The organism is Pseudomonas sp. SIMBA_067, assembly GCF_046534675.1.
Lineage (GTDB): Bacteria > Pseudomonadota > Gammaproteobacteria > Pseudomonadales > Pseudomonadaceae > Aquipseudomonas > Aquipseudomonas putida.
In genome coordinates this window covers 975552-1000979 of the sequence record NZ_JAWRYH010000001.1, presented here as the reverse complement: position 1 = coordinate 1000979, position 25428 = coordinate 975552, and the positions used below count along the sequence as shown (strand labels likewise).

The window sequence follows — 25428 nt, the reverse complement described above, 5'->3', positions numbered from 1 at the left end:
TCGCGTGGTTCTTGTTGTTATAGGTCGTTGCCGGGTTGATCTTACACCCCGGGCGCAGCGGCCAGGAATGGCCCCGCCGGCTGGCAGGGCCGACAGTGATTGCACAGAGAAGGTGATCGTTCGTGAACCCCGAATCCATGCTGGCGGCATTGCCAGGCTACGCCATATCGCCCGAGTCGATCCAGGTGCTGCCCGATGCCAAGGCATACCGCGCCTGCCTGCTCGAGCGCATCCGCACCGCGACCCGGCGCATCGTCATCGTCGCACTGTACCTGCAGCAAGACGAGGCTGGCCAGGAAGTGCTGGATGCCTTGTACCAGGCCAAGGCCGAGCGGCCAGGTCTGGAAATCACCATCGTGGTCGACTGGTTCCGTGCCCGCCGTGGTCTGCTGGGGGGCGGGCGTCAGCCGGGTAACGCCGCCTGGTATCAGGCCCAGCGCCAGTTGCGCGGGCTGGATATCGTCATTCACGGGGTGCCGGTGCAGACCCGCGAGCTGTTCGGCGTGCTGCACTTGAAGGGCAGCATCATCGACGATTGCGTGATCTACACCGGCGCCAGCCTGAACAACGTCTACCTGCACCGCTTCGACCGCTATCGCCTGGACCGCTACCACCTGTTCCAGTCGCAGGGGCTTGCCGACGCCATGGTCGACCTGGTACAGCGCCTGTTGCACCACACCGCCACACCACGCCTCGACTTGCCTGCACAACCTGCCACCCGCAGCCTGCGCGGCGATATCCGGCGCTTGCGAGCGCGGTTGCGGCGCATGGCCTACGAGGCACCATCCAGCGTGGCAGGGCAGGGGTTGCGGGTGATTCCGCTGTTGGGCGTGGGCCGTGGCAACCCGTTGAACCGGGCAATGTGCGCTCTGTTGGCGGCGGCGCGCACGCAACTCATCATCAGTACGCCGTATTTCAACCCGCCGCGGGTGGTTATGCGCGAGCTTGACCATGCGCTGGAGCGGGGGGTGCACGTTGAGCTGATCGTCGGTGATCGCACGGCCAACGACTTCTACATCGCCCCGGGTGAGCCGTTCAGTGCCAGTGGCGCCTTGCCTTATCTGTACGAAGACAACCTGCGTGCCTTCGCCCGACGCCGCCATGCGGCGATTGCCAGCGGCCAGCTACAAGTGCGGATCTGGAACGATCCCGGGCATACCTTCCATGCCAAGGGCGTGTGGGTCGACCAACGCTATTCGCTGCTGACCGGGAACAACCTGAACCCGCGCGGGTTCAACCTGGACCTGGAAAACGGCCTGCTGATCGATGACCCGCAAGGGCAATGGCTGGCGCCAAGGGAAGCGGAGCTGAGCGAGCTGCGCCGGCATGCGCCGAAGATTGCCTCGGCAGAGGCGTTGGGGGTGAAGGCCGAACACCCCAAGGAAGTACGCAAGCTTCTGCGGCGGTTGCGTTTCAGCCGGTTGGAGCCGTTGATCAAGCGCGTGCTCTGAGGCATTGCACCAGTCGATGCTGTACGTTTTTTGGGGGGAGCGGCCTTGTGTCGCGAAAGGCCAGTGAGGGCGTGGTATCGCTGCCGTTTCGCACCGAGCGCCTGGTGATGCTGGTGCCTGCCGGTCATCCACTGGCCGGGCGCGGGGGGCGAGACCACTGCGATTTCTGTAGTGAACACGGTGCCTTGATGTCAAAATGATATTGCTGGCATGCCTCCATCTAGAGGGGCTGGGCTATCATTTGCAGTCAACCGTGCAAGGCCCCTCTGAAAAGTCATCACGAGCGCATACAATCGGGCCTTTTCCTCGTTAACCAGATAGGCCAATGCGTATATGGCGCTAGATCCACCCACGATGCTGACCATCTCGGTCGCCCTGGCAGCTGCGGCTGCCCTGTACCTGGCGATTGAGTGGCGCAGTGTCCGCGAAACATCACTGCTGTTCTGGAGTGCCGGGTTTGCCACTATTGCTGTCGGTTGTGTCCTGGCCTTGTTGCGCGGGGTCGGGTTGTTGTTCATCGGTATCTGGTTTGCCAACGGTTTGCTGGTGGTGGCGCACTGGTTTTTCCTGCTAGGCGTACTGCGTTTTACCCAGGACCGCTTGTCGCGGGCCTGGCTGATCATTGTGGTGGTCTGGTTCGCCTTGCTGCTGCTGCCCGTAGGGCCGCAGTGGTCGAAGGTGATGCTGATGGTCAACTCGTTGCTGGTCGCCTCGCTGACGCTCAAGGCCAGCTTCCTGCTGCGGCCGCATGGCAAGTCGCTGAGTGTCGGGGCAGTGCAGTTGCGCTATGTGTTGTTGATTCATGGGCTGTTCTATGTAGCGAAGGCGATCATTGCGATCACGCCGGGTACGTTGATTGACCTGGCCACCTTTGGCGGGCTGATCATTCAGGTTTCCCTGGTCGAGGGGGCGATGGCGATCATGCTGATTGCCTTGTCGATGACCGGCACTGTGCGCTATCGGCGCGAGGAGCGGATTGCCCGGCTGGCAGCCCGCGACCCGCTGACCGCGCTGTACAACCGGCGCGCGCTGGAGGTGCGGGCGGGGCAATTCTTCAAGGACGTGAGCCCGGCGCAGCCTGGGGCGTTGCTGCTGATCGACATTGACAACTTCAAGCTGGTCAACGACCTGCATGGGCACATTGCCGGGGACCGGTTGCTGATTGCCCTGAGCGAGATGATTCGCACGGCGCTGCCCGAGCGGGCGCTGGCCGCGCGATTGGGCGGTGATGAGTTCGTCATCTTGTTGAGCGGGGCGAGTAGCGAGCAGGTAGTGGAGCTGGGTGGGATGTTGCGCGAGCTATTCCAGCAGTATGCCGGCAAGACCGTTCCCACCCCGCACGCGGTTACCTTGAGCATCGGCGTGAACCTGTTCGACCAGCCACCGGCGAGCCTGGCGGCGTTGATCGAGCAGGGGGATGTGGCCTTGTACCAGTCCAAACGCAGTGGGCGCGATAGCATTCGGTTTGTTGAGCGGCCGATGGCTGACCTCAACCAATAGACTAATGGGGCTGCGCAGCAGCCCCAATAGCCTGGGATGACTGTTTAGGCAGCGGGTGTCAGGTCACTACCTGGTAGCACGGCACATACGCCGCGCCGCCCGGCAGCTTCATGCGGTGCTGGTCGACGAAGGCCTGCAGCAGCCGGCCCAGTGGATCCAGCACAGCGCTGTCGCCGCGGATCTGGTACGGCCCGTGCTCTTCGATCAGGCGGATGCCCTTGTCCTTCACGTTACCCGCTACAACGCCGGAAAACGCCCGGCGCAGGTTGGCAGCCAGTTCATGGGGTGGCAGCTCGCGGCGCAGGTCCAGCTCGGCCATGGCCTGGTGGGTCGGGTCGAACGGGCGCTGGAAGCTCTCTTCGATCTTCAGCAGCCAGTTGAAGTGGAAGGCGTCGTTGCGCTCACGGCGGAACTGCTTGACCTCCTTGAGCCCTTCGACCATGTGCCGGGCAACCTCGGCCGGGTCATCAATGATGATTTCGTACAAGCGGTGCGCCGCCTCGCCCAGGGTGGCGCCGACGAAGGCATGCAACTGTTGCAGGTAAGGCTCGGCGCTGCGCGGGCCGGTGAGCACCACCGGGAACGGCACCTCGTGGTTGTCCGGGTGCATGAGGATGCCCAGCAGGTAGAGGAACTCCTCGGCCGTGCCGGCACCGCCCGGGAAGATGATGATGCCGTGACCGACACGCACGAAGGCTTCCAGGCGTTTCTCGATGTCCGGCAGGATCACCAGCTCGTTGACGATCGGGTTGGGCGCCTCGGCGGCGATGATGCCCGGCTCGGTCAGGCCCAGGTAGCGGCTGCCATGCATGCGCTGCTTGGCGTGGGCGATGGTGGCGCCTTTCATCGGCCCCTTCATCACGCCAGGGCCGCAGCCGGTGCACACGTCCAGTTTGCGCAGGCCAAGTTCGTGGCCGACCTTCTTGGTGTACTGGTATTCCTCGGTGCTGATCGAGTGGCCGCCCCAGCACACCACCATCTTCGGCTCTACACCCGGGCGCAGGGTGCGCGCGTTGCGCAGCAGGTGGAACACGTAATCGGTGATGCCCTGCGAGCTTTCCAGGTCAATACGCTGGCTGGCCAGCTCGCTCTCGGTGTAGACGATGTCGCGCAGGGCGCTGAACAGCATTTCACGGGTGCTGGCGATCATTTCGCCATCGACGAAGGCGTCGGCCGGGGCATTCAGCAGCTCCAGGCGCACGCCGCGGTCCTGTTGGTGGATTTTAACCTCGAAGTCCTTGTAGGCCTCGAGGATAGTCTTGGCATTGTCGACATGGGCGCCGGTGTTGAGGATGGCCAGGGCGCACTGGCGGAACAGGGTGTAAAGGCTACCGGTACCGACTTCACTCAGTTGCTGCACTTCACGTTGTGACAGCGTTTCCAGGCTGCCTTTGGGGCTGACGGATGCATTGATGACATTGCGTTGAGGCATCTAAGTCTTTCCTGTGCGGGTAAAACATCCTTCTTTGACAACACCATACCGAGAAATGTGGACGGCAACGAGGGGGCTGGTGAAAAACCTTGAGACCGGGTTGGCTTCTTCGCGGGCTTGCCCGCTCTCACAGGTGCAGTGCGGATCCCTGTGGGAGCGGGCAAGCCCGCGAAGAAGCCAACCCGGTCCCGATTTATCCCAACAGCTTCTGCACGCCGAGGGTAATTGCCAAGCCACCGCCTACCAGCCACAGGTTCAGAATCGCCCCGGTAGCCAGCGCCTTTGGCCCGGCCTGGCGAATCTGGCTGAAGCGGGTTTCCATACCCAGTGCAGTCATGGCCATGGTCAGGGCAAAAGTGTCGAGGCTGTTCACCGCCTGGGTAACGCTACCCGGCAGTACCTGCAGCGAATTCACCAGCACCAGGGCAAGGAAGCCGAAGGCGAACCAGGGCATCGCAATGCGCCCATTGCCCTGCGCCTGGCCGGCCTTGCGCGAGCGGCTGATCCACAGGCCTACCACCAGCAGTACCGGCACCAGCAGCATCACCCGGGTCATCTTGACGATGGTGGCGATATGGGTGGCTTCAGGGCTGACGTTACTGGCTGCGCCCACTACTTGGGCGACTTCGTGGATAGTGCCGCCCAGGAAAAGCCCGGCGCCCATGGTGTCCAGGTGCAGCCAGCCGGCGTTGATGGCCAGCGGGTAGAGGAACATCGACAAGGTGCCGAACAACACCACGCTGCCGACGGCCATGGCGCTCTTGTGCGGGGCACTGCGCAGTGCCGATTCGAAGGCCAGCACGGCAGCGGCGCCACAGATGGCGCTGCCAGCGGCGGTCAGCAGAGCGGTATCGCGGTCCAGCTTGAACAGCTTCATGCCACACCACAGGCCGATCAGCAGGGTGCTGGACACCACCAGCAACGACACGAGCAGCCCCGACCAGCCGACTTCGGCGATTTCCTGCAGGCTGACCCGCAGGCCAAAGAAGGCCACGGCAATGCGCAGCAGGCCGCGGGCCGAAAAGTTGATGCCGGCAGCCCAGCTGGCCGGTACACCATCGCGCAAGGCATTGCCGTACAGCGCGCCGGCGACGATTCCGACAATCAACGGGCTGATGCCCAGGTTGGCGATGGCAGGCAAGGCCGCCAGCTGAGTGACCGCAAGCGCAAAAAGCGCGACGAACAGGATGCCGTTGAGCCGCCCTCGGGTAGAGAGGGTAGGCGAATAAGCGGGGTGGGACGGAACCGTGGCCATGTGAGTCCTCCGGACAGGTGTTTCGACAAGGCCTACGTTAATCTGGTTATAAGCTTATAAAAAATCGTAATTTGGAATGGCAAATATCTGTTTATCTGATATTTTTTAATCATGACCCCTGAACAGCTGATAACGTTTGCCACTGTCGCCGAGCACGGCAACATCAGCCATGCGGCCCAGGCGCTGCACCTGTCGCAGCCGGCGGTGTCCGGCCAGCTCAAGCTGCTGCAGGAGGCTTTTGGCGAGCCGCTGTATCAGCGTGCCGGCCGTGGTGTGCGGTTGACGGCAGCCGGCGAGCAGTTGCTGGCCCATGCCGAGCGCCTGCGCGAAACCTTCCGCCAGGCCAAGGCACTGCGTGAGGCTATGCGTGGCCTGGAGCGCGGTACCTTGCGTATCGGTGCCAGTACCACACCTGCCAGCTACCTGCTGCCTTACCTGATCGCCGACTTCCATGCCCGCCACCCGGACGTGCTGGTGACTACATCGCACGGCAACACGGCAGAGATCGTCGCTGCGCTGGACAGTGTCGACATCGCCCTGATCGAAGGGCCGCCTGGGCAGGAGTTGCCCTTGGGTACGCAAGTGACGGCCTGGCGCGAGGACGAGATCGTTGCCATCGTGCCCAGTGGTCATCCGCTGGCAGGCAGTGACCAGCAGGTCTTGGCGTCGCTGGGTGCTTACCCGTTGGTGCTGCGCGAGAGCGGCTCGGGGGTGCGGCAGATTGTCGAGCGGGCGTTTGCCCGCGATGGTGTGGCGATGCGCGTAGCGCTGGAAATTGCCGGGGTGGAAGGGGTGAAGGAGGCGGTGCGTGCGGGGATGGGGGTTGGCTTTGTGTCGGCGATGTCCATCCGCCATGAGGATGGGGCGCTGCACAGGTTGCAGGTTGCGCCGCAGCCTTTGGTCAGGCGGTTTTCCATTCTGATGCCGCATGCCGCGACGCCATCGCGGGCGGCGGCGCGGTTTCTTGAGTTGTGTGTGGGTATGCAACAGGTCGGTTGACTGTGCCGGCCTTTTCGCGGCACAAGGCCGCTCCTACAGGGGTACGTAGCATTCAATGGCTTTGTACATGCAGGAGCGGCCTTTTGCCGCGAAGAAGCCGGTGCAGGCAACCTCAATTCAAATGAAAGACATGCTTCAGATAAGCAACAAAATTCTCGTCCCGGCATTGCGTCTTGCCCGGGCTGTCGGAAATCTTCGCCACTGGCGCCCCATTACAGCCGGTCATCTTGATCACCATGTTCATCGGCTCAACCCCCGGGATATCACACGTGAGCTTGGTACCAATGCCAAAGCTCACATTGATCCGTTCATGCAACGCCCGGTACAGCCCCAGCGCCTTGGAAAAATCCAGCCCGTCGGAAAAGATCAGGGTCTTGCTCCTCGGGTCGATCCCCAGCCGCTCATAGTGGGCAATGGCTTTTTCCGCCCACGCCAGTGGATCGCCCGAGTCGTGCCGCAAGCCATCGAATAGCTTGGCGAAGTACAGATCGAAATCGCCAATGAAGGCATCCATGGTGATGCAGTCGGTTAACGCAATACCCAACAGCCCGCGGTACTCTCTTACCCAGCATTCCAGCGCAGCGGCCTGGCTGTCGACCAGGCGTGGGCCGAGCTGTTGGTGGGCCATGAACCATTCGTGGGCCATGGTGCCGAGTGGCTTGAGCTCGAACTCGCGGGCCAGGTGCACATTGCTGGTGCCGACGAAGCGCCCGGGGAAATCGTACTTGAGGATGTGCACCACCTCTTCCTGCACGCGGTAGGAGAAGCGCCGCCGGGTTCCGAAGTCCGCCAGCTGGAAGCCGGCCAGCTCATCGGTGCTGGCTTCGGCTTTGAGCCAGTCCAGCTTCTGGTAGAGGCGTTCGCCAACTTGCTCGATCACCACTTCGCGATAGCGGTAGCGGTTGCGTACTTCGCTGATGATCGCCAGCAGCGGGATCTCATAGAGGATCACGTGCAACCACGGCCCACGTACGCGGATTGCCAGTTGCCCGGCGCCATCCAGGCCCACCTGGACATAGCGCAGGTTGAAGCGAAACAGGCTGAGGAAGCGAATGAAGTCCGGTTTGAGGAAGGGGATTTTTTCCAGATAGGCCAGTTGGTCGTGGGTGACGGTAACCTCGGCCAGTTGCTCCACCTGATAGCGGATCTCGGCCAGGTAGGGGGAAAGGTCTTCGCCATTGCGGCAGCGAAACTCCCATTCCACCTCGGCGTTGGGGTAGTTGTGCAGCACCGCCTGCATCATGGTGATCTTGTAGAAGTCGGTGTCCAGCAGGTTCTGGATGATGCGTGGGCCAAAAACACTGTCGCTCATGGGCGGTCTTCCTTGATCAGGGCAAGCTGGTGGTCAAGCGCGTCCTCGTCGCCGCAGAGGATCACGCCCTCGGCGGCCAACGCACCACACGCCTCGATGGCCCCGGCCTGGGTAAGCGCGCGGCAGGCCGGCAGGTACAGCAGCACCTGGAAGCCGGCCTGGCGCAATTGGCGGGCGGTGGTCTTGACGCAGTAGTCCAGGGCCAGGCCGCCGACGATCACCGCGCCCACCTGCTGCACCTTGAGGTATTCGATCACCCCGGTAGAGCGGCGCTCGGCAAGGTCGTGGTAGCAGGCGCCGTAGGGGTGCAGGTCAGGTTCGACGCCTTTCCACACGAAGTAGTCGTAGTCGATGGGGGCGGGCAGGCCGGGCAGCAGCGCGAAGCCCGGTGTGCCGGGGACGCAGTGGCTGACCCAGGTCAGGTCGGCGTTGGCCAGTTGCAGGGATTGCAGCATGTGCGCAGGGTCGGCGACCACCCAGGCGGCGTTGGCCGGGTGCGCGTCCTTGCTGCCCAGGCGCAGGTCGGCGCGCAAGGCCATCGCATTCAGGTCATCCGCAATTTCGTCGCCTTCGGGCACGGGCAGCTCCAGCGGGGCGTTGGCAGTGAAGCCGTTTTGCGCGTCGACATCGAAACTGGCGATCTTCATGGCGGTTCTCCTTGCTGGAATGGCTATATAATTCACCTGGTGTATTAAGTATGTCAAGTGGCAAACGATATGGGGTTGGTGGTTGCCTTACTTAGATGCTCTGGTGGATTATTGTGCTACTGAACAAGGAGCTGCACGGTGAGTACAGTCGAAGTCCTGGCCAGTGTCGACATTGTCGCCCTGCGCCTGGCCCCTGATGCCCAGCATCTGCAAGTGTTGTTGCACCGTCGTGAGCGCGAGCCGCATGCCGGGCAATGGGCCTTGCCCGGGGTCATCGTAAATGGGCGTACCCCCGACACCAGTCTGGAAGATGCCGCCAGCCGGGCCCTGCACGAGAAGGCCCGGGTGCAACCGTGCTACATGGAGCAGGTGGGTACCGAGGGCAATGCATTCCGCGATCCACGAGGGTGGTCGTTGAGCACCTGTTACCTGGCGTTGCTCAACCCCGCGCAGGCCGTCGAAGGCGAGCAACTGGCGTTTTTCGATCTGGACAGTGTGCTGGGGCGCAAGGTGCTGTTGCCCTTTGACCACAATCTGCTGGTGGAGCGGGCCCGCGAACGGCTGGCGGCAAAGACGGTGTACAGCAGCCTGCCGCTTTACCTGTTGGCGCAGAAGTTTACAGTGCAGGATGCGCTCGGGGCGGTGCAGGCCTGCCTGGGCCAGGCGGTGAACGGTACTTCTGTGCGCAAGCGTCTGGAGCGTTTACGCGAGCTGGGTTGGGTAAGGGATACCGGCGAGAAGCACCAGCCAAAACTGGGCCGGCCGCAGCAGTTGTACCAGTACACGCCGCAAGGGGAGCGGGCATTCATGTTTGACCGCAGTTTGTTACCTGAAGGCGGATAACTGAAGGCCAGGCTGACCTGGCAGATCTACCAGTATCGACCCTGTCATCTACCGTGTACTGTCAAACACCTCTGCTAGAGGTGACGTAAAAATGAGCACGATAGATAACAAGGTCCCCAGTGTGCGCCTGTTCTACGCCAACACCAGACTGGTTTGTTTGATCGGCTTGGAAAACACGCGGTTAATGCGTGCTGATAGCAGGGCGCTAGCCCAGTTACAAACATCGGCCACGCTGTTGCAAAGCGACGCAGCCAATACCGTATTGGCAGCCCACGCTATTAACCTTCACGATTGCGAGGCTTATTCACCCTATGGTTTTTCGCCTGTCCAGAAAAAACTGGCAATGGTTGGTTTCACTGGCGAATGGCGTGATACACAGACGGGGTGCTATCCGTTGGGTAACGGGTATCGACTGCTCAGCCCATCACTCAGGCGTTTGACAGGGCCTGACGTATTGAGCCCGTTTGACAGAGGAGGGCTGAATGCATACGCCTATTGCACAGGTGACCCCATCAATTACTCAGACCCTTCAGGTCAGTTGAGAGTCAGCCTTTCTGGAATGGCTAAAACTTTGGGTGCAATGAAGAAGACCGGTGCCACCGCTCTGCTACGGGAAAATAATGCGCCTATGACGCTCAAACCTTTTATCCGACATTTAGCTCAAGAACCGTCTGATGTTAACGCTTTGCTGGCCTTACCCGCAGGAAATAATCATGTATTCACAAAACTGTCCAAGGTTGAAGGGATAATTCGCTTCCAACGGCCGGATGTTGATTTTGTTGCAAACTTTGTTCCGACCGTATCTGTGCACAAAGAAGGGCAGGTCTTCGCAGTGAACAGAGGGCAGCTTCCCAGAGGGGTCAAGGGATACGAATACACATGGCATGGTAGATATAACAATACCCCTCTCTTTGCTATAAGGCGCCCTAGCTCCTCTAGCACTGATCCTTCGCTCAATGGCCCACCGCCTGAATACGTTCCACCGCCCTCTTATGAAGATGCGACAGCAAAAGGGTTTGGCATCAGGACAGCAAGTTGATCATCCCCGCCGCCAGAATGGTCGCCAGCACGATCAACGCAGCCCCCGCCGCCATGCGCAAGCTCGGCTGGTTACCAAACAACCACCACGCGCCGATGATTGCGTACACCGGCTCCAGCGCGATATACACCGCGCTCGATCATGGCAATGAACGCCGGGAAGTCATTCCAGCGCCTTTTCCGCTGTGTGGGATGCCGAGCGTGTTCGAGCAAGGCCCCGTCCTCAAACACTTGCCTTAGGCGATAGCTGTCGCTCAACCGCATTCAGTAACTGGTCAAGCGTCCAGGGTTTGGACAGGAACGTTGAACACTCAGGCAGGCGAACGCCGGGATCAAGTTGGCCGGCCGACATCACCATCACGGCGGTGGCCGGCCAGCGATGAATGATCAGGTGCGCAAGATCCACGCCATTGAGTTGGCCAGGCATCTGGATATCGGTCAATACGAGGTCCAGGTGGGCCATTGTTTCCAGCACCGTTATCGCCTCATCGACGCAGCCACAGCTGTGCACGTCGAGGTCGAGCGATTCCAGCGCCTCGCAGGCGAGGGTTCGGATCAACTCGTCATCCTCTACTACCAATACACTGCGAGCCATAATAAAAACCCCGATCCTGTAGCCATACGGCCAGCGGCCATGACCAGTGGTTTCACGCGGCTGACGGGTGGCGCTTGGGTTGTTGGCAAGCCGAGCGATCTATACTTGCCCATTACCGTCGCGCTTAGATGGTTTTCGTCATTGCCATCGATCCAGGATCGTTGGTAAATGAAGACCCGAAACTTTTTCGATCCCTGTCCGGCACGCCCGCAGGCTCCACGGTGTCAAAAGGCGCTCTCGAAAATAATCTTCCATATTGGCCAGCTGCGGATGAGAACCCATGCATCAACTGCCTCCCGATGAAATGATCAGGCTTGCACTACAAAAGTCACAGGCCCGTTTACACAAGCAGCATCAGTTGGTGGTGGAGTATGGCGTGTCGTCGCTCAGGTCGACGAATCTCGATACTTTGCTCACGCAGGCTTGTACCGTAGTAGCCAACGGCATGAACACGCGTTTTGCCAAGGTGTTGATGCCCTTGCCTGGGAGTGACGATTTTTTGCTGACCCATGGCGTCGGTTGGGATCCCTCGGATATCGGCCACGCCAAGGTCGGTGGGGATGTGGCCAGTCCGGCGGGTTATGCCATTTCCACCTACCGGCCGGTGCTTTCCAACCATCTGGGCCAGGAACAACGCTTCCGCACGCCGGACCTGTTGAAAAAATACGGTATCGAACGCGCCATCAATGTGCCTATCCGGGGGGCGCTCAGGCCCTTTGGTGTGCTTGAGGCGGATAGCACCGACGGTGACGACTTCATCGAAAGCGACCTGGTTTTCCTCGAGGGTATCTCCAACGTCATCTCCATGGCCGTGGAGCGCCTGGCAAATGCGGCAGATGACCAGTTACCGGATCGCTATTCCGAGAGCATGCTCAATGCCAGTCCGGACTGCGTAAAGATCCTCACCACGCACGGCGACATCGAATTCATGAATGAGGCCGGGATGTGCCTCATGCACATCGGCGAGCTGGCAGAGGTGCGCGGCAAGCCGTGGACCCAGCTGTGGCCTGATGACTCCAAGGCGGTGGTGCGTGATGCCATGGCGCGTTCCGTGGCCGGCGAGCCGGCAAGGTTTGAGGCCTACTGCCCTACGGCCACCGATGAGCCGAGATGGTGGGACGTCACTATCGCGCCCATTCTGAGTACCGAGGGCAAGGTGGACAGACTGATCGCGGTGTCGCGGGACATTACCGAGCGGCACCAGCATGAGGCTCAGCTGCTGTCGCTGATTGCCGTGCAGAACACCAAGCTGAGCGACAGCCATCTCTATCTCGAAGAGATTCACCATCGGGTCAAGAACAGCCTGCACCTGGTGAACACCCTGCTGCAGCTTCAAGCCAATCTGTCGGCGGATGAGGCGGTCAAGATCCAGCTGCAGACGGCAGCCAGCCGTGTGCTGACGATTGCCAGTGTGCATGAACGCCTCTATCGGACCGCAGAAACCCAGGGCGTCCTGGCATCAGAGTATCTTGGCGCCTTGTTGAGTGACCTGGGGTCGGCGCTGGCTGAGCGAAAGATCGTTCTCGATGCCGACGCTTTCATTCTCCCTCCACAGCGGATGGCGCCGTTGGGCCTGGTCATTTCCGAGCTGATCACCAATGCCCTCAAGTACGGCAAGGGCACCATAGACGTGAGCGTCCAGGATGCAGGCGACCATGCTTTCATTACGGTAAGGGACGAGGGGGAGGGCTTTCCTGAGTCTTATCCCGAACCAAGCGGAACAGGCCTGGGCATGCGGCTGGTGAAAAGCTATTCAGGGTATGGAGCCAATGCAATCACGCTGGACCGGCTCGCCCGGAACAGTACGATTTGTGTGAAGTTCAAGCTGTAGGAGTAGGCCGCTTCCCCAGAATGCGGTCTCGACAGACGCTGAGCACTTCATCGGCCAGTGGCGAATCGTCCGGGCAAGCACGCGATAAAACCAAGGCACCAAGGATATGGGCGAAGGTATTGATAATATCCTCACGGCTTTTTGCTGGTTGTATCAAGGCCTCCAGCAAGTCCTCGATTCCGGCCGCATAAGCGGTTTTGATGTCATCAGACTGGCGTGCGGCATCTCCACCAAGGGCCGCTAGCGTGCAACCCGTACCCTTCTCGTCCCGGTGTTTTCGTGAGAGGTAGTAGCTCACGAATTCAGTCAGTTCGAGGCCCTGCACCTGATCGATCGTCTTGGCAATGCCACACGCTGCCGACTCCTCTATCAGATCCGCCTTGGATTTGAAGTGCTTGTAGAAGCCTCCATGGGTAAAGCCGGCAGCTGCCATGAGATCGGCAACACCCACGCCATCGTAACCGCGCTCACGAAAAAGCGTAGAGGATGTCTCTACGATACGGGCCCGGTTCGCCTGGGCCTGGGCCTTTGTGACCTTCATTTCTCCGCGCTCTCTGCTATCAAGCCAAGCAATAGCTTACATTGATTACGTTCATCATCAAAGTCGTTGACCAAATGGATTACGATCATCATCATTAAGCCAGGTCTTCCACCGAGAGAGCAAAACGTCATGAGCTATACCCATCTCACCGTTCCGACCCGCACAGTACAAGTAGGCGGCGACACCTTCACTTACCGCCGCTGGGGTAATGCTGCGGGTGTGCCTCTGGTCTTCATCGCCCACTTCCGTGGCGGTCTCGATCACTGGGACCCGATAATCACCGATGGTCTGGCTGCGGGCCGTGAAGTGATCCTGCTGAACGGCAGGGGGGTGGCTTCGTCGTCGGGTATTCCGGCCACGACCATTGAGCAAATGGCGGATGACATCGCAGCAGCCATCAGTGCTCTGGGGCTGACCCAGGTCGACCTGCTTGGCTTCTCCATCGGTGGTCTGCAGGTTCAGGAAGTGGCGCTGCGTCACCCTGGGTTGGTGCGCAAGCTTCTGCTGATAGGCACCGGTCTGCGCGGTGGTGATCCAAGCATGGCGGAGGGTGTGAGAGAAGCCGCGTCAAACCCTGTGCCCACCATCGAAGACTTCCTGTTCCTCTTCTTCGGTCGCTCGGATGCTGCCAGACGCGCGGGCCTGGCGTTCTGGGAGCGACGCAATCAGCGTGCCGATCAGGACGCGCCAAGTTCCGTTGAGGTTGCCATGGCTCAGGGGGCTGCTTTTGCGGCCTATGTCCAGTCGGCACAGGGTGAGAACCGCTTCTCCTACCTCAACGCACTCAAGCAACCCACCTTGGTGGTCAATGGCGTCGATGACGTCATGATCCCTTCGATCAATTCGTGGAGCCTGGTGCAGAGCATTCCAAATGCCCAGCTGCTGATCTACCCCGACTCCGGTCACGCCGCTCACTTCCAGTTCCCTGAGCGCTTCCTGAAACACGCCCTTCAATTCCTGGAAGAGTAAGGCCAGGCCGGCCTGTGCTGTTGCACACGAGGGGCAACGTGAACGGGTGAGGCCATCATTGCCTGGAGTCGGATAAATGAGGCACGTCTACATTGTGGAATCTTGAAGGTATGAAAGCGTTTCTGATTGACCGCTACGGCAAAGAGGTCGAGGGTGACATCACTGAAGTGCCACAGCCCAAGGTGGGTGATTTCGATGTGCTGGTCGAGACGCACGCTGCAAGCGTGAATGTCCTTGATATCAAAATCAGGAAAGGCGAGTTCAAGTTGATTCTGCCTTTCCGGATGCCGCTGATCCTGGGTAACGATATTGCTGGTACGGTGAAGCGGGTGGGTGGGAAGGTCAGTCGGTTCCGGGTTGGGGACGAGGTCTACGCTCGTGTAGATCAGGCGCGCATGGGCGGTTTCGCGGAGTTCGTGGGCGTCAACGAAGCGGCAGTCGCACTCAAGCCTGCCAACCTGAGTATGCAGGACGCGGCGTCGCTGCCATTGGTGGCTCTGACGGCCTGGCAGGCTTTAGTGGAAATCGCCAAGGTTCATCCAGGCCAGAAGGTACTGATCCATGCTGGTTCCGGTGGCGTCGGTAGCATCGCCATTCAGGTTGCGAAGCATCTGGGAGCATTCGTCGCGACAACCACGAGTACCGTCAACGTGCCGTGGGTCAAGGCGCTGGGTGCGGACGTGGTGATCGATTACAAGACGCAGCCGTTCGAATCGCAACTGAGTGATTACGATGTGGTGCTCAGTGGCCTGGGGGCGGACGTTCTCGATAAATCGCTCAAGGTACTGAAGCCGGGTGGTCAGTTGATTTCCATCTCAGGCCCACCCACCCCTGAGTTCGCAGAGCAGCTTCGTCTCTCCTGGCTGTTCCAGCAGATCGTTCGGTTGATCAGCCGGGGGATCCGGAAAAAGTCGGAGCAGAAGGGGGTCAGTTACAGGTTTCTGTTCATGAGGGAGAGTGGTGCGCAACTTGCTGAGCTGGCGAAGCTGGTTGAAGCCGGGGTCATCAAGCCTGTAGTGGATCGTACCTTCCCGTTGAACGCGACACGCGATGCCTTGGCTTACGTCGCGCAAGGCAGAGCTAAAGGTAAGGTCGTAGTGACGATGAAGTGACCACCTGAGCACAAAGGGGAGCGAAAGCTTCCCTTTGTGTGGGGCGATTCAGCCCTGAGTCACTGCTGTCGGAAAGACGCTCCATAAGCAGACGATGGCAGGCGGTCCGAGCGGTCATCTCTGAGGCGAGACCGGAAGGTGCCGCTTTGCGCTTATGTGATCGAGCGTGCTGAAGCGCCGGGCATGCGTGAAGGGATGCTCGTAGGTCGTGGTAACGGTAGCGCCGAATGCCAGATTCCTGGTGATCGCAGCTAGCCCCGGAATGATCATCAACGGGTCGTTCGCAGGCCCTTCTACCGCCCACTTCACTGCTGCTTCAGCGCTCCCGCCGAACACGTCGTAGAAGCCCAGGACATCTGCGAAGAAGAGCATGTCGAGGTTAGCCTGGTCGGCGATACGGGCTTGGTTTGACCAGAAATCAAAAGTGTTGGCGGCCAGGCGCTCATCCGCTGGATGAGTCCATAGGCTGGGTGCTCCACCGCAGCCAACGCTCGCTTGTTCGTATAGCGCAAACTATCCACAGTGCATTGATCAATGCGGGCAGCGGCTGGTATTGCAATGCACGGCCGGTGCCTTGCGCGCCGCTGCCGGAAGGGTGGCCAGCACGATAAGCCCAGCACCAGCGGCCATGCGCCGCCTCACTCGTCGCTGTAGTTCATGATCGACAGCAGCCGTATGGGCACCTGCACCAACTGCTCCGGGCCGTGCGGGGTTTCGCCGTCGAAGGTCAGGCTGTCGCCGGCGTGCATGTGATAGAGCTGGTTGCCATGGCGGTACACCAGTTCGCCCTCCAGCAAGTGGAGGAACTCGGTGCCGGGGTGGGCGAAGGTGGGGAACTCTTCGCTGGCGTCGTCCATGCTCACCATATAGGCCTCGAAGTTCTTCTTCGGCCCCCTGGCGTGATTGAGCAAGTGGTAGGTGTGGCCCTTCTCGGTGCCGCGGCGTACCACTTCCAGCCCTTCGCCGGCCTTCACCAGCAGGGCATTGCCATCGGGCTGGTCATATTGGCTGAACAGCTTGGCCATCGGCATGCCCAGCACGTCGCACAGGCGGCTGAGGGTGTCGAGGCTGGTGGATACCTGGGCGTTCTCGATCTTGCTCAGCATGCCCTGGCTGATGCCGGCAATGCGTGCCACATCGGCGAGCTTGAGGGACTGGGCCTGGCGCTGGCGCTTGATCTGCAGGCCAAGGTACTGCTCCAGGCGAAGGCGCGGTTCGGTTTCAGTCGACATCGAATGTCCTGCACGGTTTCAGTTCAAGAAAAAAGTTTTCGCACTGGGAAAGTGCGAAATGCAGCTGCGCTGGCCGCTTCTTTCCTCAGGTGAAAACAAGTTTCCCATAAATAGAACAGAAAAACCTGCCTGGGTTTTGTCTTGCCTGTGCCGGCCTCTTCGCGGGCAAGTCCGCTCCCATACGGCTTTGCGGCGAATCCTGTGGGAGCGGGCTTGCCCGCGCAGAGGCCCGAACAGACACCCAAGGTCGCACCTTGAACAAACTTGGCAAGCGCATTGCATTCCTGAGAGGAAAGTAAGTTTCCCTTGCGGAATTATTGCCCCTTGCCCAGGAGTGTTCAACCATGTTGCCAGCAGAAACCCAACGCACCCTCGACCAACACGGCATCAAGTACGTGCTGGCGCAGTTCGTCGACATCCATGGTTCGGCGAAGACCAAATCGGTGCCGGTATCGGGCCTGAAGATGGTAGCCGAGGAGGGCGCCGGCTTTGCCGGGTTCGCCATCTGCGGCATGGGCATGGAGCCGCACGGCCCGGACTTCATGGCCCGCGGCGACCTGTCCACGCTGGTTCCGGTGCCTTGGCAGCCGGGCTATGGCCGGGTGGTGTGCGTGGGCCATGTCAACGGCCAGCCTTGGCCCTACGACACCCGCTACGTGTTGCAGCAGCAGGTGCAGCGCCTGGCCGACAAGGGCTGGACCCTGAATACCGGCCTTGAGCCTGAGTTCAGCCTGTTCCGCCGCGACGAAGGCGGCAAGCTGCAACTGGTGGACGCCTCCGACAACCTCGACAAACCCTGCTACGACTACAAGGGCCTGTCGCGCTCGCGGCTGTTCCTCGAGCGCCTGACCGAGGCGCTGCAGCCGGTGGGCTTCGACATCTACCAGATCGACCACGAAGACGCCAACGGCCAGTTCGAGATCAACTACACCTACAGCGATGCCATGGAGTCGGCCGACCGTTTCACCTTTTTCCGCATGGCCGCCGGTGAGATCGCCAACGACCTGGGCATGATCTGCTCGTTCATGCCCAAGCCCGACCCCAAGCGCGCCGGCAACGGCATGCACTTTCACCTGTCGCTGGCCAGCAGCACCCACAAGAACCTGTTCCACGACCCGTCCGACAGCAGCGGCATGGGCCTGTCGAAGTTGGCCTACCACTTTGCCGCAGGGCTGATGGCACACGGCCCGGCGCTGTGTGCCTTTGCGGCGCCGACGGTCAATTCCTACAAGCGTCTGGTGGTGGGCCGGTCGTTGTCGGGCTCCACCTGGGCCCCGGCCTTCGTTGCCTGGGGGGCCAACAACCGTTCGGCGATGGTACGCATTCCTTATGGTCGCCTGGAGTTTCGCCTGCCGGACGCCGGCTGCAACCCGTACCTGGTCACCGCCGCGATCATTGCCGCCGGCCTGGATGGCATCGACCGCCAGCTGGACCCGGGCGAGATGTGCAATGAAAACCTCTACAACCTCAGCCTTGAAGAAATTGCCGCACGCGGCATCAAGACCCTGCCGCAATCGCTGAAGGAGGCCGCCGACGCGCTCGAAGCCGACCCGTTGTTCCGCGAGGTGCTGGGCGCCGAGATCGTCGACGAGTTCATCAAGCTCAAGCGCATGGAGTGGGTGGAGTACTGCCGCCACGTCTCCGACTGGGAAATCCAGCGTTACACCGAGTTCTTCTGACCGCCCCCAATCCCCTGGGCGGCCAATACGAGAGCGGTCGCCCACTGCCTAGTAAGGAGCATCACCATGTGTGGAATTGTAGGCCTGTACCTGAAAAAGCCCGAGCTGGAAGCCCAGCTTGGCAAGCTGTTCGAACCCATGCTCGAAGCCATGACCGACCGTGGCCCGGACAGCGCCGGCTTTGCCATCTACGGCGACGAAGTGGCCGATGGCTGGGTCAAACTGACCCTGCAAGCGGCCGATATAAATTACCCGTGGACCACCCTGATGGGCCAGCTGGAAGGGCACCTGGGCTGCTCGCTGGACTGGTTCCAGAACGCCAGCGCCGCAGTGCTCAAGGTGCATACCGATGAAGCTGCGGCCCGCGGCGCGCTGGCTGCGCTCGCGCCGGACGTGCGCATCATGAGCGCCGGGCAGAGCATCGAAATCCTCAAGGGCATGGGCTTGCCGGCGGAAATTTCCAGTCGCTTCGGCCTGGCCGGCATGAAGGGCAGCCACATCATCGGCCACACCCGCATGGCCACCGAAAGCGCCGTGACCATGGAAGGCAGCCACCCGTTTTCCACCGGCGCCGACCTGTGCCTGGTGCACAACGGCTCGCTGTCCAACCACTTTCGCCTGCGCCAGGAGCTCAAGCGCGAAGGCATCAGTTTCGAAACCGACAACGACACCGAAGTGGCCGCCGGCTACCTGACCTGGCGCCTGCAGCAGGGTGACAGCCTGGCCCAGGCCCTGGATGGCGCATTGGAAGACCTGGACGGCTTCTTCACCTTTGCCATCGGCACCCGCAACGGCTTTGCCGTGATCCGCGACCCGATTGCCTGCAAGCCGGCGGTGCTGGCCGAGACGGAAGACTACGTGGCCATGGCCTCGGAATACCAGGCACTGGCCGGCCTGCCAGGCATCGAGCACGCCAAGGTCTGGGAACCGGCCCCGGCCACGCTGTACGTCTGGGAGCGCGAAAGCGCCTGACCTGCCACCGAACCCTTGGAGAACCTTATGAAGACGATCGACCTGTCCAGCACTTCGGTGCGTGTGCTCAACCAGTCCTTGCACGACGAGGTGCAGGACCTTGAATGGCAAGTGACCCACCCTGGCGGCAAGCACAACCTGGCTGTGGGCATCAACGCTGCCGTGGCGGTGGATATCGAAGGCCATGCCGGCTACTACTGCGCCGGCATGAACCAGCAGGCCAGTGTCACCGTGCACGGCAACGTCGGTGTGGGTGTGGCCGAGAACATGATGTCCGGTTCGGTGCGGGTCAAAGGCAGTGCCTCCCAGGCCGCTGGTGCCACTGCCCATGGCGGGCTGCTGGTGATCGAGGGTGACGCCGGTGCCCGTTGCGGTATTTCCATGAAAGGCGTGGACATCGTGGTAGGCGGCAACATCGGGCACATGAGCTGCTTCATGGGCCAGGCCGGGCGCCTGGTGGTGTGTGGCGATGCCGGCGATGCGCTGGGCGACTCGCTGTATGAGGTGCGCATCTACGTCAAGGGCTCGGTGCAGTCACTGGGCTCGGACTGCATCGAAAAGGAAATGCGCGCCGAACACCTGCAAGAGCTGCAGGAACTGCTGAACAAGGCTGGCCTTGACCACAAGGCCGCCGATTTCAAACGTTACGGCTCGGCCCGCCAGCTGTACAACTTCAAAGTCGACAACGCCAGCGCGTACTGATCCAGGAGCATTCCCATGAGCGAGCAATTCCCACCGGTACTGCGTGAGTCGGCCACCTTCGATCGCCTGACCATCCAGGAAATCCAGCGTGCCGCCGAAACCGGCATCTACGACATTCGCGGTGGTGGCACCAAGCGCCGTGTGCCGCACTTCGACGACCTGCTGCTGCTGGGCGCCAGCGTGTCGCGTTACCCCCTGGAAGGCTACCGCGAGAAGTGCGGCACGGACGTGGTGCTTGGCAACCGGTTTGCGAAAAAGCCGATTCACCTGAAAATCCCGGTGACCATCGCCGGCATGAGCTTCGGTGCGCTGTCGGCCAATGCCAAGGAAGCGCTGGGCCGTGGTGCGACCATCGCCGGCACCAGCACCACCACCGGCGACGGCGGCATGACCCCGGAAGAGCGCGGCCAGTCGCAGCATCTGGTGTATCAATACCTGCCATCGCGCTACGGTATGAATCCCGATGACCTGCGCAAGGCCGACGCCATCGAGATCGTCCTCGGGCAGGGCGCCAAGCCGGGCGGTGGCGGCATGCTGCTGGGCATGAAAGTGACCGAGCGGGTGGCCGGCATGCGCACCTTGCCGATCGGCGTCGACCAGCGCAGCGCCTGCCGCCACCCGGACTGGACCGGCCCGGACGACCTGGCGATCAAGATTGCCGAGATCCGCGAGATCACCGACTGGGAAAAACCCATCTACGTGAAGATCGGCGCCAGCCGCCCGTACTACGACGTCAAGCTGGCGGTGAAGGCCGGTGCTGACGTGATCGTGCTCGATGGCATGCAGGGCGGTACAGCAGCGACTCAGGAAGTGTTCATCGAACACGTCGGCATCCCGATCTTGCCGGCGATACCGCAGGCGGTGCAGGCGCTGCAGGAAATGGGCATGCACCGCAAGGTGCAGTTGATTGTCTCTGGCGGTATCCGCAACGGTGCCGACGTGGCCAAGGCCATGGCCCTGGGGGCTGACGCGGTGGCCATTGGTACGGCGGCGCTGATCGCCCTGGGTGACAACCACCCCCGCCTGGACAGCGAGCTGAGGAAGATTGGCTCGGCCGCCGGCTTTTATGACGACTGGCAAAACGGCCGCGACCCGGCCGGCATCACCACCCAGGACCCGGAGCTGGCCAAGCGCCTGAACCCGGAGGAGGCGGGGCGACGGCTGGCGAACTATCTGCGTGTGCTGGTGCTGGAGGCGCAGACCATGGCCCGGGCGTGTGGCAAGTCGCACCTGCACAACCTTGACCCGGAGGACCTGGTGGCATTGACCGTGGAAGCGGCGGCGATGGCGCGGGTGCCGTTGGCGGGGACGGCCTGGGTGCCGGGGCAGGCGCAGTACTGATCCATCGGTTACTGGGGTCGCTTTGCGACCCTTTCGCGGCACAAGGCCGCTCCTACAGGGGATTGCAGTGCCTGAGCTTGCGCGCTCCCCTGTAGGAGCGACCTTGTGTCGCGAAAGGGCTGCAAAGCAGCCCCACGGGCCCCCACCATTTCCACAGGAGTGACTCGATGAAGCACCTCAGCCTCGCTGTAATGTTGTTAGCCCTGGCCACCCAGGCCACTGCCGCCGAAACCACCCTGGACACCGGCAACACCGCCTGGATGATCTGCGCCGCGATGTTTGTGTTGATGATGTGCATCCCTGGCCTGGCGCTGTTCTATGGCGGCATGGTGCGTGCCAAGAACTTCCTCTCCGTGTTCACCCAGCTGTTCGCCGTGGCCGGGGTTATCGGCATCCTCTGGGTATTGTTCGGTTACAGCCTGGTGGTCGATACCACCGGCATGGTCGAGGGCCAGCTCACCTTCAACAGTTTCATCGGCGGGCTGGACAAGGCACTGATGCTGGATATCGGCCATGACAGCCTGGTCGGCACCATCCCCGAAGGCGTGTTTGCGGTGTTCCAGCTGACGTTCGCCATCATCACCCCGGCGCTGATTGCCGGCGGCTTTGCCGAGCGCATGAAGTTCAGCGCTTCGTTGCTGTTCATGGCGGCGTGGTTCGTGCTGGTGTACGCACCAATCGCCCATATGGTGTGGGGCGGGCCGGGGGCGTTGATGGTCAACTGGGGCGTGCTGGATTTCGCCGGTGGTACTGCGGTGCATATCAACTCTGGCGTGGCTGCCTTGGCTGCTGCGTTGATGTTGGGCAAACGCAAGGGCTACCCGCAGGTGGCCTTGCCGCCGCACAACCTCGGCTTTACCCTGGTGGGTGCGGGGTTGCTGTGGGTGGGCTGGTTCGGCTTCAACGTGGGTTCGGGGCTGGCGGCCAACGAGGGGGCCGGGGTGGTGATGCTGGCGACCATGGTGGCGGCTTGTGCGGGGATTGTCGGTTGGTTGCTGACCGAGAAGGTGATGCATGGCCGGCCGACTGCCTTGGGTGCAGCTTCGGGGGCATTGGCCGGGTTGGTGGGCATCACACCGGCTTGCGCGTTCGTCGGGCCCCTGGGTGCGCTGGTGATCGGTGTGCTGACGGGGGCCATCTGCTTCTTTGCCGTGACCCGGCTCAAGCAGGCGCTGGGGTATGACGACAGCCTCGATGTGTTCGGGCTGCATGGCGTTGGCGGGATGGTCGGGGCGGTGCTGACCGGGGTGTTCGCAGCGCCATCGCTGGGGGGCTATGTGGAGGGCGTATCGCCCATTGGGCAGGCACTGGTGCAGCTCAAGGGGGTGGCGTTCACCTTCGTGTACTGCTTCGTGGTGAGCTGGGCGATTCTCGGGGCGATCAAGCTGACTGTCGGGCTGCGGGCCAGCCGGGAGGAAGAAGAGCAGGGGCTGGACCTGGCGGAGCACAATGAGCGGGCTTACAACCTCTGATGGATTTGCCTCCTGCCTGGCATCGCCTTCAAGCCATGTACAGGAGTTGTAGGAGCAGCCTTGTGCTGCGAAGAGGCCATTTCTGCTGAAGAAGATCTTGTTCCTTACTGGCCTCTTCGCAGCACAAGGCTGCTCCTACAAGTACTGACGTAGCCTGGGTAGGGGGCGGGCTTGCCCGCGAAGAGGCCGTTACAGGTTGAATCAGTGCCCCATGGCCAACTTGGCACTCGTCTGCCGACGACGGTAGGCACTGTCACGGCTGGCCAGCCACCAGTACAGCGGCGAGGTAATTGCCAGCCCTACCAGCCACGACAGGTCAGCCCCGTTGATGTGCTCGGAAATCGGCCCGACATACAGCGGCGTGTTCATGAACGGGATCTGCACCACGATACCTACCGCATAGGCAATCAAAGCCTGTGGGTTGTAACGCCCATAGATACCGCCATCGACCTGGAAGATCGACTGGATGTCGTAGTCACCTTTGTGGATGACATAAAAGTCGATCAGGTTGATCGCTGTCCACGGCACCAGCACCACCAGCAGCACCAGCACCATGTCGACGAAGTGGCCGATGAAGTCTGCCGAGGCGAACACCGCCACCACGCAACAGGCCGACAGCACGATCAGCGACAGCACCGCACGGCTCTTGGCAGTAGGAATCCAGCGATAAGCGAAGGTTTGCACCAGGGTGATGATCGACAGCACCGCGCCATACAGGTTGAGGGCGTTGTGGCTGATGACGCTGAGCAGGAACAGCACCAGCATGATCGGGCCCAGGGTGCCGGTGGCCAGCTTGACCGCATCCATGGTGTCCATGCCTGCCGGGATCGCCAGCACCGCCACGGCGCCGAAGATGAACGACAGGCTCGAGCCCAGGGCAGAGCCCAGGTAGGTGGTCCAGAACGTCGAGCTGACTTTCACATCCGCCGGCAGGTAGCGCGAGTAGTCCGACACGTAGGGCGCAAAGGCGATCTGCCACAGCGCCGCCAGCGACACGGTGGCCAGCCAGCCGGCCAGGTTGAAGCTGCCACGGGTCAGGAAGTCGTCGCTTTGCACGTGGGTGAAGATGTAGCCGAAGCCCACCACGATGCCGATGCCCAGCACCCAGGTGCCGATACGGTTGAGCACGTGGATGAAGCGGTAGCCGATGATACCGATGATGCCCGACCCCAGCGCACCGATGACGATGCCCACCGGTACCGGCACGGTGTCTACCACGCCATGCAGCGACTTGCCGGCGAGCACGATGTTGGAAGCGAAGAAGCCGATGTACATGACGCCGGCGATCACCACCACCAGCAGCGCACCGAGGGTGCCGAACTGGGCGCGGCTCTGGATCATCTGCGGGATGCCCATTTGCGGGCCCTGGGCCGAGTGCAGTGCCATCAGTACCCCGCCGACCAGGTGGCCGACCAGGATGGCGACGATGCCCCATATCAGGTTCAGGTGAAACAGCTGCACGCCCAGCGCGCCGGTGACGATGGGCAGCGGCGCGATATTGCCGCCGAACCACAGTGTGAACAGATCCCTTACCTTTCCATGGCGGTCTTGCGGGGGCACGTAGCCGATTGTGTGTTTTTCTATCAGGGGTGCCGAATTGGCTGCACTGGTCATGACTGACTCCAAGGCAAGGTAGGGCATCGGGAGCTGCCCGGGGGCGTGCCGGCGATGGGCGACGCGTTCTTGTTGGAGGGATGATGCGGGGCGCGGGGATAACGAGAAATTAGTAAATATGTACCCATAAACCTTAAAAAACCTAAGGCTGACAAAAGCTTAAGCGGGTGACGTTAGCAAGGACGGTGCCAGTTGGCGGTAGGGCCTGGGATAGAGGGGTTGAGCCCTGTGTCGGTAGAAATCGGTGGGCTTTGATGGTGCGTGATGCGCGTTTTCAGGGCAGCTGAATCGTTGCCTGTATCGGCCCTTTCGCGAGCTTGCCCGATGCCACAGGTATGGCGCAGCGTTCAGTACCTGTGGTGAACCTGTGGCAGCGGCCGAGCCCGCGAAAGGGCCACTACAGGCGATGGAGCTACATCGGCAGCAACCGGTCCTGAATCACTTCTTTCATTACCAGGGTCGAGCTCAGGCGCTTCACGTTGGGAATGCTGGTCAGTTTCTCGTCGTACAGCTTCTGAAACGCCGGTAGGTCCTTGGCCACCACATGCAGCAGGTAATCCGGATCGCCAAACAACCGCTGCGCTTCGACAATCTGCGGGATCTCCGAAAGTGCCGCTTCAAAATCCGCCACTGGCTGGCGGGTGACCTCGCGCAGGGTCACGAACACCAGCGCAGCAAAGTTCAGCCCCAAGGCGCTCGGCGCCAGGCGGGCGTGATAGCCGAGTATCGCCCCGGACTCCTCCAGTGCCTTCAAGCGCCGATGGCACGGCGACAGGCTGAGCCCCACACGCTCGGCCAGCTCGGTTACCGACAGCCGACCGTCTTTTTGTAGCTCGGCAAGTATTTTTCTGTCAGTTCTGTCCATTGAGAAGGATCTTCCGGTAATTGAAC

At 61.3% G+C, this 25428-nt stretch carries 23 protein-coding genes and 1 pseudogene; 13 read left to right on the top strand and 11 right to left on the bottom strand.

Annotated elements, in window-relative coordinates; translation table 11 throughout:
- The first annotated feature begins 122 nt into the window (after window positions 1-122).
- Together pssA and SB765_RS04605 are read left to right on the top strand one after the other, a co-directional pair.
- Complete coding sequence (gene pssA, locus SB765_RS04610) at window positions 123-1451, top strand: CDP-diacylglycerol--serine O-phosphatidyltransferase (protein WP_410930997.1); 1329 nt, start codon at window positions 123-125, stop codon at window positions 1449-1451.
- Between the two features lie 354 nt (window positions 1452-1805).
- The gene (locus tag SB765_RS04605; protein WP_410930996.1) at window positions 1806-2951 is read left to right on the top strand and encodes a GGDEF domain-containing protein; all 1146 of its coding nucleotides are present in this window, start codon (window positions 1806-1808) and stop codon (window positions 2949-2951) included.
- A gap of 58 nt (window positions 2952-3009) precedes the next feature.
- Here the strand turns inward: SB765_RS04605 and ppnN are convergent, their stop codons facing one another.
- Complete coding sequence (gene ppnN / locus SB765_RS04600; RefSeq protein ID WP_410930995.1) at window positions 3010-4383, bottom strand: nucleotide 5'-monophosphate nucleosidase PpnN; 1374 nt, start codon at window positions 4381-4383, stop codon at window positions 3010-3012.
- A 193-nt stretch (window positions 4384-4576) separates the two neighbouring features.
- A complete protein-coding gene (locus SB765_RS04595; protein ID WP_341798435.1) occupies window positions 4577-5638 on the bottom strand; it encodes a YeiH family protein in 1062 nt (353 codons plus the stop codon).
- A 111-nt stretch (window positions 5639-5749) separates the two neighbouring features.
- Between SB765_RS04595 and SB765_RS04590 the strand changes: the two genes are divergently transcribed.
- Window positions 5750-6637, top strand: coding sequence for a LysR family transcriptional regulator (locus SB765_RS04590; protein WP_341798436.1), 888 nt, complete (start codon window positions 5750-5752; stop codon window positions 6635-6637).
- 112 nt (window positions 6638-6749) lie between these two features.
- On the opposite strand, the gene pncB is transcribed toward SB765_RS04590, so the two are convergent.
- Together pncB and SB765_RS04580 are read right to left on the bottom strand one after the other, a co-directional pair.
- Complete coding sequence (pncB, locus tag SB765_RS04585; RefSeq protein WP_410930994.1) at window positions 6750-7949, bottom strand: nicotinate phosphoribosyltransferase; 1200 nt, start codon at window positions 7947-7949, stop codon at window positions 6750-6752.
- Entirely contained in the window at window positions 7946-8596 is a 651-nt protein-coding gene (locus SB765_RS04580; protein ID WP_341798438.1) for an isochorismatase family protein, read from the bottom strand. Before SB765_RS04580 ends, pncB begins: the two co-directional genes overlap by 4 nt.
- Before the next feature lie 138 nt (window positions 8597-8734).
- On the opposite strand from SB765_RS04580, the gene SB765_RS04575 reads away from it, so the two are divergent.
- Window positions 8735-9439: an NUDIX hydrolase gene (locus SB765_RS04575; RefSeq protein WP_410930993.1), complete on the top strand. Its 705-nt coding sequence runs from the start codon at window positions 8735-8737 to the stop codon at window positions 9437-9439.
- A gap of 91 nt (window positions 9440-9530) precedes the next feature.
- Entirely contained in the window at window positions 9531-10478 is a 948-nt protein-coding gene (locus SB765_RS04570; protein ID WP_410930992.1) for an RHS repeat-associated core domain-containing protein, read from the top strand.
- Here SB765_RS04570 and SB765_RS04565 read toward each other — a convergent pair.
- Both SB765_RS04565 and SB765_RS04560 read right to left on the bottom strand, forming a co-directional pair.
- Window positions 10462-10608 carry a hypothetical protein gene (locus SB765_RS04565; protein ID WP_410910422.1) on the bottom strand — a complete coding sequence of 49 codons (147 nt, stop codon included), beginning with the start codon at window positions 10606-10608 and terminating at the stop codon, window positions 10462-10464. The genes SB765_RS04570 and SB765_RS04565 overlap by 17 nt on opposite strands.
- Window positions 10609-10700: 92 nt before the next feature.
- On the bottom strand, window positions 10701-11072 hold the full coding sequence (locus SB765_RS04560) for a response regulator (protein WP_341798441.1): 372 nt from the start codon (window positions 11070-11072) through the stop codon (window positions 10701-10703).
- 280 nt (window positions 11073-11352) lie between these two features.
- On the opposite strand from SB765_RS04560, the gene SB765_RS04555 reads away from it, so the two are divergent.
- Complete coding sequence (locus SB765_RS04555) at window positions 11353-12903, top strand: PAS domain-containing protein (RefSeq protein WP_341798442.1); 1551 nt, start codon at window positions 11353-11355, stop codon at window positions 12901-12903.
- Here SB765_RS04555 and SB765_RS04550 read toward each other — a convergent pair.
- On the bottom strand, window positions 12893-13444 hold the full coding sequence (locus tag SB765_RS04550; protein ID WP_341798443.1) for a TetR/AcrR family transcriptional regulator: 552 nt from the start codon (window positions 13442-13444) through the stop codon (window positions 12893-12895). The two genes, SB765_RS04555 and SB765_RS04550, sit on opposite strands and share 11 nt — an antisense overlap.
- A 129-nt stretch (window positions 13445-13573) precedes the next feature.
- Here SB765_RS04550 and SB765_RS04545 point away from each other — a divergent pair, with 129 nt between their 5' ends.
- Together SB765_RS04545 and SB765_RS04540 are read left to right on the top strand one after the other, a co-directional pair.
- Window positions 13574-14413 carry an alpha/beta fold hydrolase gene (locus SB765_RS04545; protein WP_341798444.1) on the top strand — a complete coding sequence of 280 codons (840 nt, stop codon included), beginning with the start codon at window positions 13574-13576 and terminating at the stop codon, window positions 14411-14413.
- Between the two features lie 110 nt (window positions 14414-14523).
- Entirely contained in the window at window positions 14524-15525 is a 1002-nt protein-coding gene (locus SB765_RS04540) for an NADP-dependent oxidoreductase (protein ID WP_410930991.1), read from the top strand.
- Between the two features lie 141 nt (window positions 15526-15666).
- Here the strand turns inward: SB765_RS04540 and SB765_RS04535 are convergent.
- Together SB765_RS04535 and SB765_RS04530 are read right to left on the bottom strand one after the other, a co-directional pair.
- Window positions 15667-16038 (bottom strand): annotated as a pseudogene (locus SB765_RS04535) (LLM class flavin-dependent oxidoreductase); the annotation flags it as partial.
- Between the two features lie 125 nt (window positions 16039-16163).
- Complete coding sequence (locus tag SB765_RS04530; RefSeq protein WP_341798446.1) at window positions 16164-16757, bottom strand: helix-turn-helix domain-containing protein; 594 nt, start codon at window positions 16755-16757, stop codon at window positions 16164-16166.
- A gap of 344 nt (window positions 16758-17101) precedes the next feature.
- Between SB765_RS04530 and glnT the strand changes: the two genes are divergently transcribed.
- The 5 genes from glnT (at window position 17102) to SB765_RS04505 (ending at window position 22923) form a co-directional block, all read left to right on the top strand.
- A complete protein-coding gene (gene glnT, locus SB765_RS04525; protein ID WP_341798447.1) occupies window positions 17102-18436 on the top strand; it encodes a type III glutamate--ammonia ligase in 1335 nt (444 codons plus the stop codon).
- A gap of 66 nt (window positions 18437-18502) precedes the next feature.
- Window positions 18503-19408 (top strand): class II glutamine amidotransferase, encoded by a 906-nt coding sequence (locus tag SB765_RS04520; RefSeq protein ID WP_341798448.1) that lies wholly within the window; start codon window positions 18503-18505, stop codon window positions 19406-19408.
- 27 nt (window positions 19409-19435) lie between these two features.
- Complete coding sequence (locus SB765_RS04515) at window positions 19436-20110, top strand: protein glxC (RefSeq protein ID WP_341798449.1); 675 nt, start codon at window positions 19436-19438, stop codon at window positions 20108-20110.
- A gap of 15 nt (window positions 20111-20125) precedes the next feature.
- A complete protein-coding gene (locus tag SB765_RS04510; protein ID WP_016499251.1) occupies window positions 20126-21451 on the top strand; it encodes an FMN-binding glutamate synthase family protein in 1326 nt (441 codons plus the stop codon).
- Between the two features lie 167 nt (window positions 21452-21618).
- Window positions 21619-22923: an ammonium transporter gene (locus tag SB765_RS04505; RefSeq protein WP_410930990.1), complete on the top strand. Its 1305-nt coding sequence runs from the start codon at window positions 21619-21621 to the stop codon at window positions 22921-22923.
- A gap of 201 nt (window positions 22924-23124) precedes the next feature.
- On the opposite strand, the gene SB765_RS04500 is transcribed toward SB765_RS04505, so the two are convergent.
- Together SB765_RS04500 and SB765_RS04495 are read right to left on the bottom strand one after the other, a co-directional pair.
- Window positions 23125-24537: a purine-cytosine permease family protein gene (locus SB765_RS04500; protein ID WP_016499253.1), complete on the bottom strand. Its 1413-nt coding sequence runs from the start codon at window positions 24535-24537 to the stop codon at window positions 23125-23127.
- A 412-nt stretch (window positions 24538-24949) separates the two neighbouring features.
- The gene (locus tag SB765_RS04495) at window positions 24950-25402 is read right to left on the bottom strand and encodes an Lrp/AsnC family transcriptional regulator (protein WP_016499254.1); all 453 of its coding nucleotides are present in this window, start codon (window positions 25400-25402) and stop codon (window positions 24950-24952) included.
- Between the last annotated feature and the right edge of the window lie 26 nt (window positions 25403-25428).

Coding starts and splice junctions, on each gene's coding strand:
- SB765_RS04555 (WP_341798442.1), top strand. CDS start 11,353: ATGCATCAACTGCCTCCCGATGAAATGATCAGGCTTGCACTACAAAAG.
- SB765_RS04590 (WP_341798436.1), top strand. CDS start 5,750: ATGACCCCTGAACAGCTGATAACGTTTGCCACTGTCGCCGAGCACGGC.
- SB765_RS04530 (WP_341798446.1), bottom strand. CDS start 16,757: ATGTCGACTGAAACCGAACCGCGCCTTCGCCTGGAGCAGTACCTTGGC.
- SB765_RS04605 (WP_410930996.1), top strand. CDS start 1,806: ATGCTGACCATCTCGGTCGCCCTGGCAGCTGCGGCTGCCCTGTACCTG.
- SB765_RS04580 (WP_341798438.1), bottom strand. CDS start 8,596: ATGAAGATCGCCAGTTTCGATGTCGACGCGCAAAACGGCTTCACTGCC.
- SB765_RS04595 (WP_341798435.1), bottom strand. CDS start 5,638: ATGGCCACGGTTCCGTCCCACCCCGCTTATTCGCCTACCCTCTCTACC.
- SB765_RS04560 (WP_341798441.1), bottom strand. CDS start 11,072: ATGGCTCGCAGTGTATTGGTAGTAGAGGATGACGAGTTGATCCGAACC.
- pncB (WP_410930994.1), bottom strand. CDS start 7,949: ATGAGCGACAGTGTTTTTGGCCCACGCATCATCCAGAACCTGCTGGAC.
- SB765_RS04550 (WP_341798443.1), bottom strand. CDS start 13,444: ATGAAGGTCACAAAGGCCCAGGCCCAGGCGAACCGGGCCCGTATCGTA.
- SB765_RS04520 (WP_341798448.1), top strand. CDS start 18,503: ATGTGTGGAATTGTAGGCCTGTACCTGAAAAAGCCCGAGCTGGAAGCC.
- SB765_RS04505 (WP_410930990.1), top strand. CDS start 21,619: ATGAAGCACCTCAGCCTCGCTGTAATGTTGTTAGCCCTGGCCACCCAG.
- SB765_RS04545 (WP_341798444.1), top strand. CDS start 13,574: ATGAGCTATACCCATCTCACCGTTCCGACCCGCACAGTACAAGTAGGC.
- SB765_RS04515 (WP_341798449.1), top strand. CDS start 19,436: ATGAAGACGATCGACCTGTCCAGCACTTCGGTGCGTGTGCTCAACCAG.
- SB765_RS04570 (WP_410930992.1), top strand. CDS start 9,531: ATGAGCACGATAGATAACAAGGTCCCCAGTGTGCGCCTGTTCTACGCC.
- ppnN (WP_410930995.1), bottom strand. CDS start 4,383: ATGCCTCAACGCAATGTCATCAATGCATCCGTCAGCCCCAAAGGCAGC.
- SB765_RS04500 (WP_016499253.1), bottom strand. CDS start 24,537: ATGACCAGTGCAGCCAATTCGGCACCCCTGATAGAAAAACACACAATC.
- glnT (WP_341798447.1), top strand. CDS start 17,102: ATGTTGCCAGCAGAAACCCAACGCACCCTCGACCAACACGGCATCAAG.
- SB765_RS04540 (WP_410930991.1), top strand. CDS start 14,524: ATGAAAGCGTTTCTGATTGACCGCTACGGCAAAGAGGTCGAGGGTGAC.
- SB765_RS04495 (WP_016499254.1), bottom strand. CDS start 25,402: ATGGACAGAACTGACAGAAAAATACTTGCCGAGCTACAAAAAGACGGT.
- SB765_RS04510 (WP_016499251.1), top strand. CDS start 20,126: ATGAGCGAGCAATTCCCACCGGTACTGCGTGAGTCGGCCACCTTCGAT.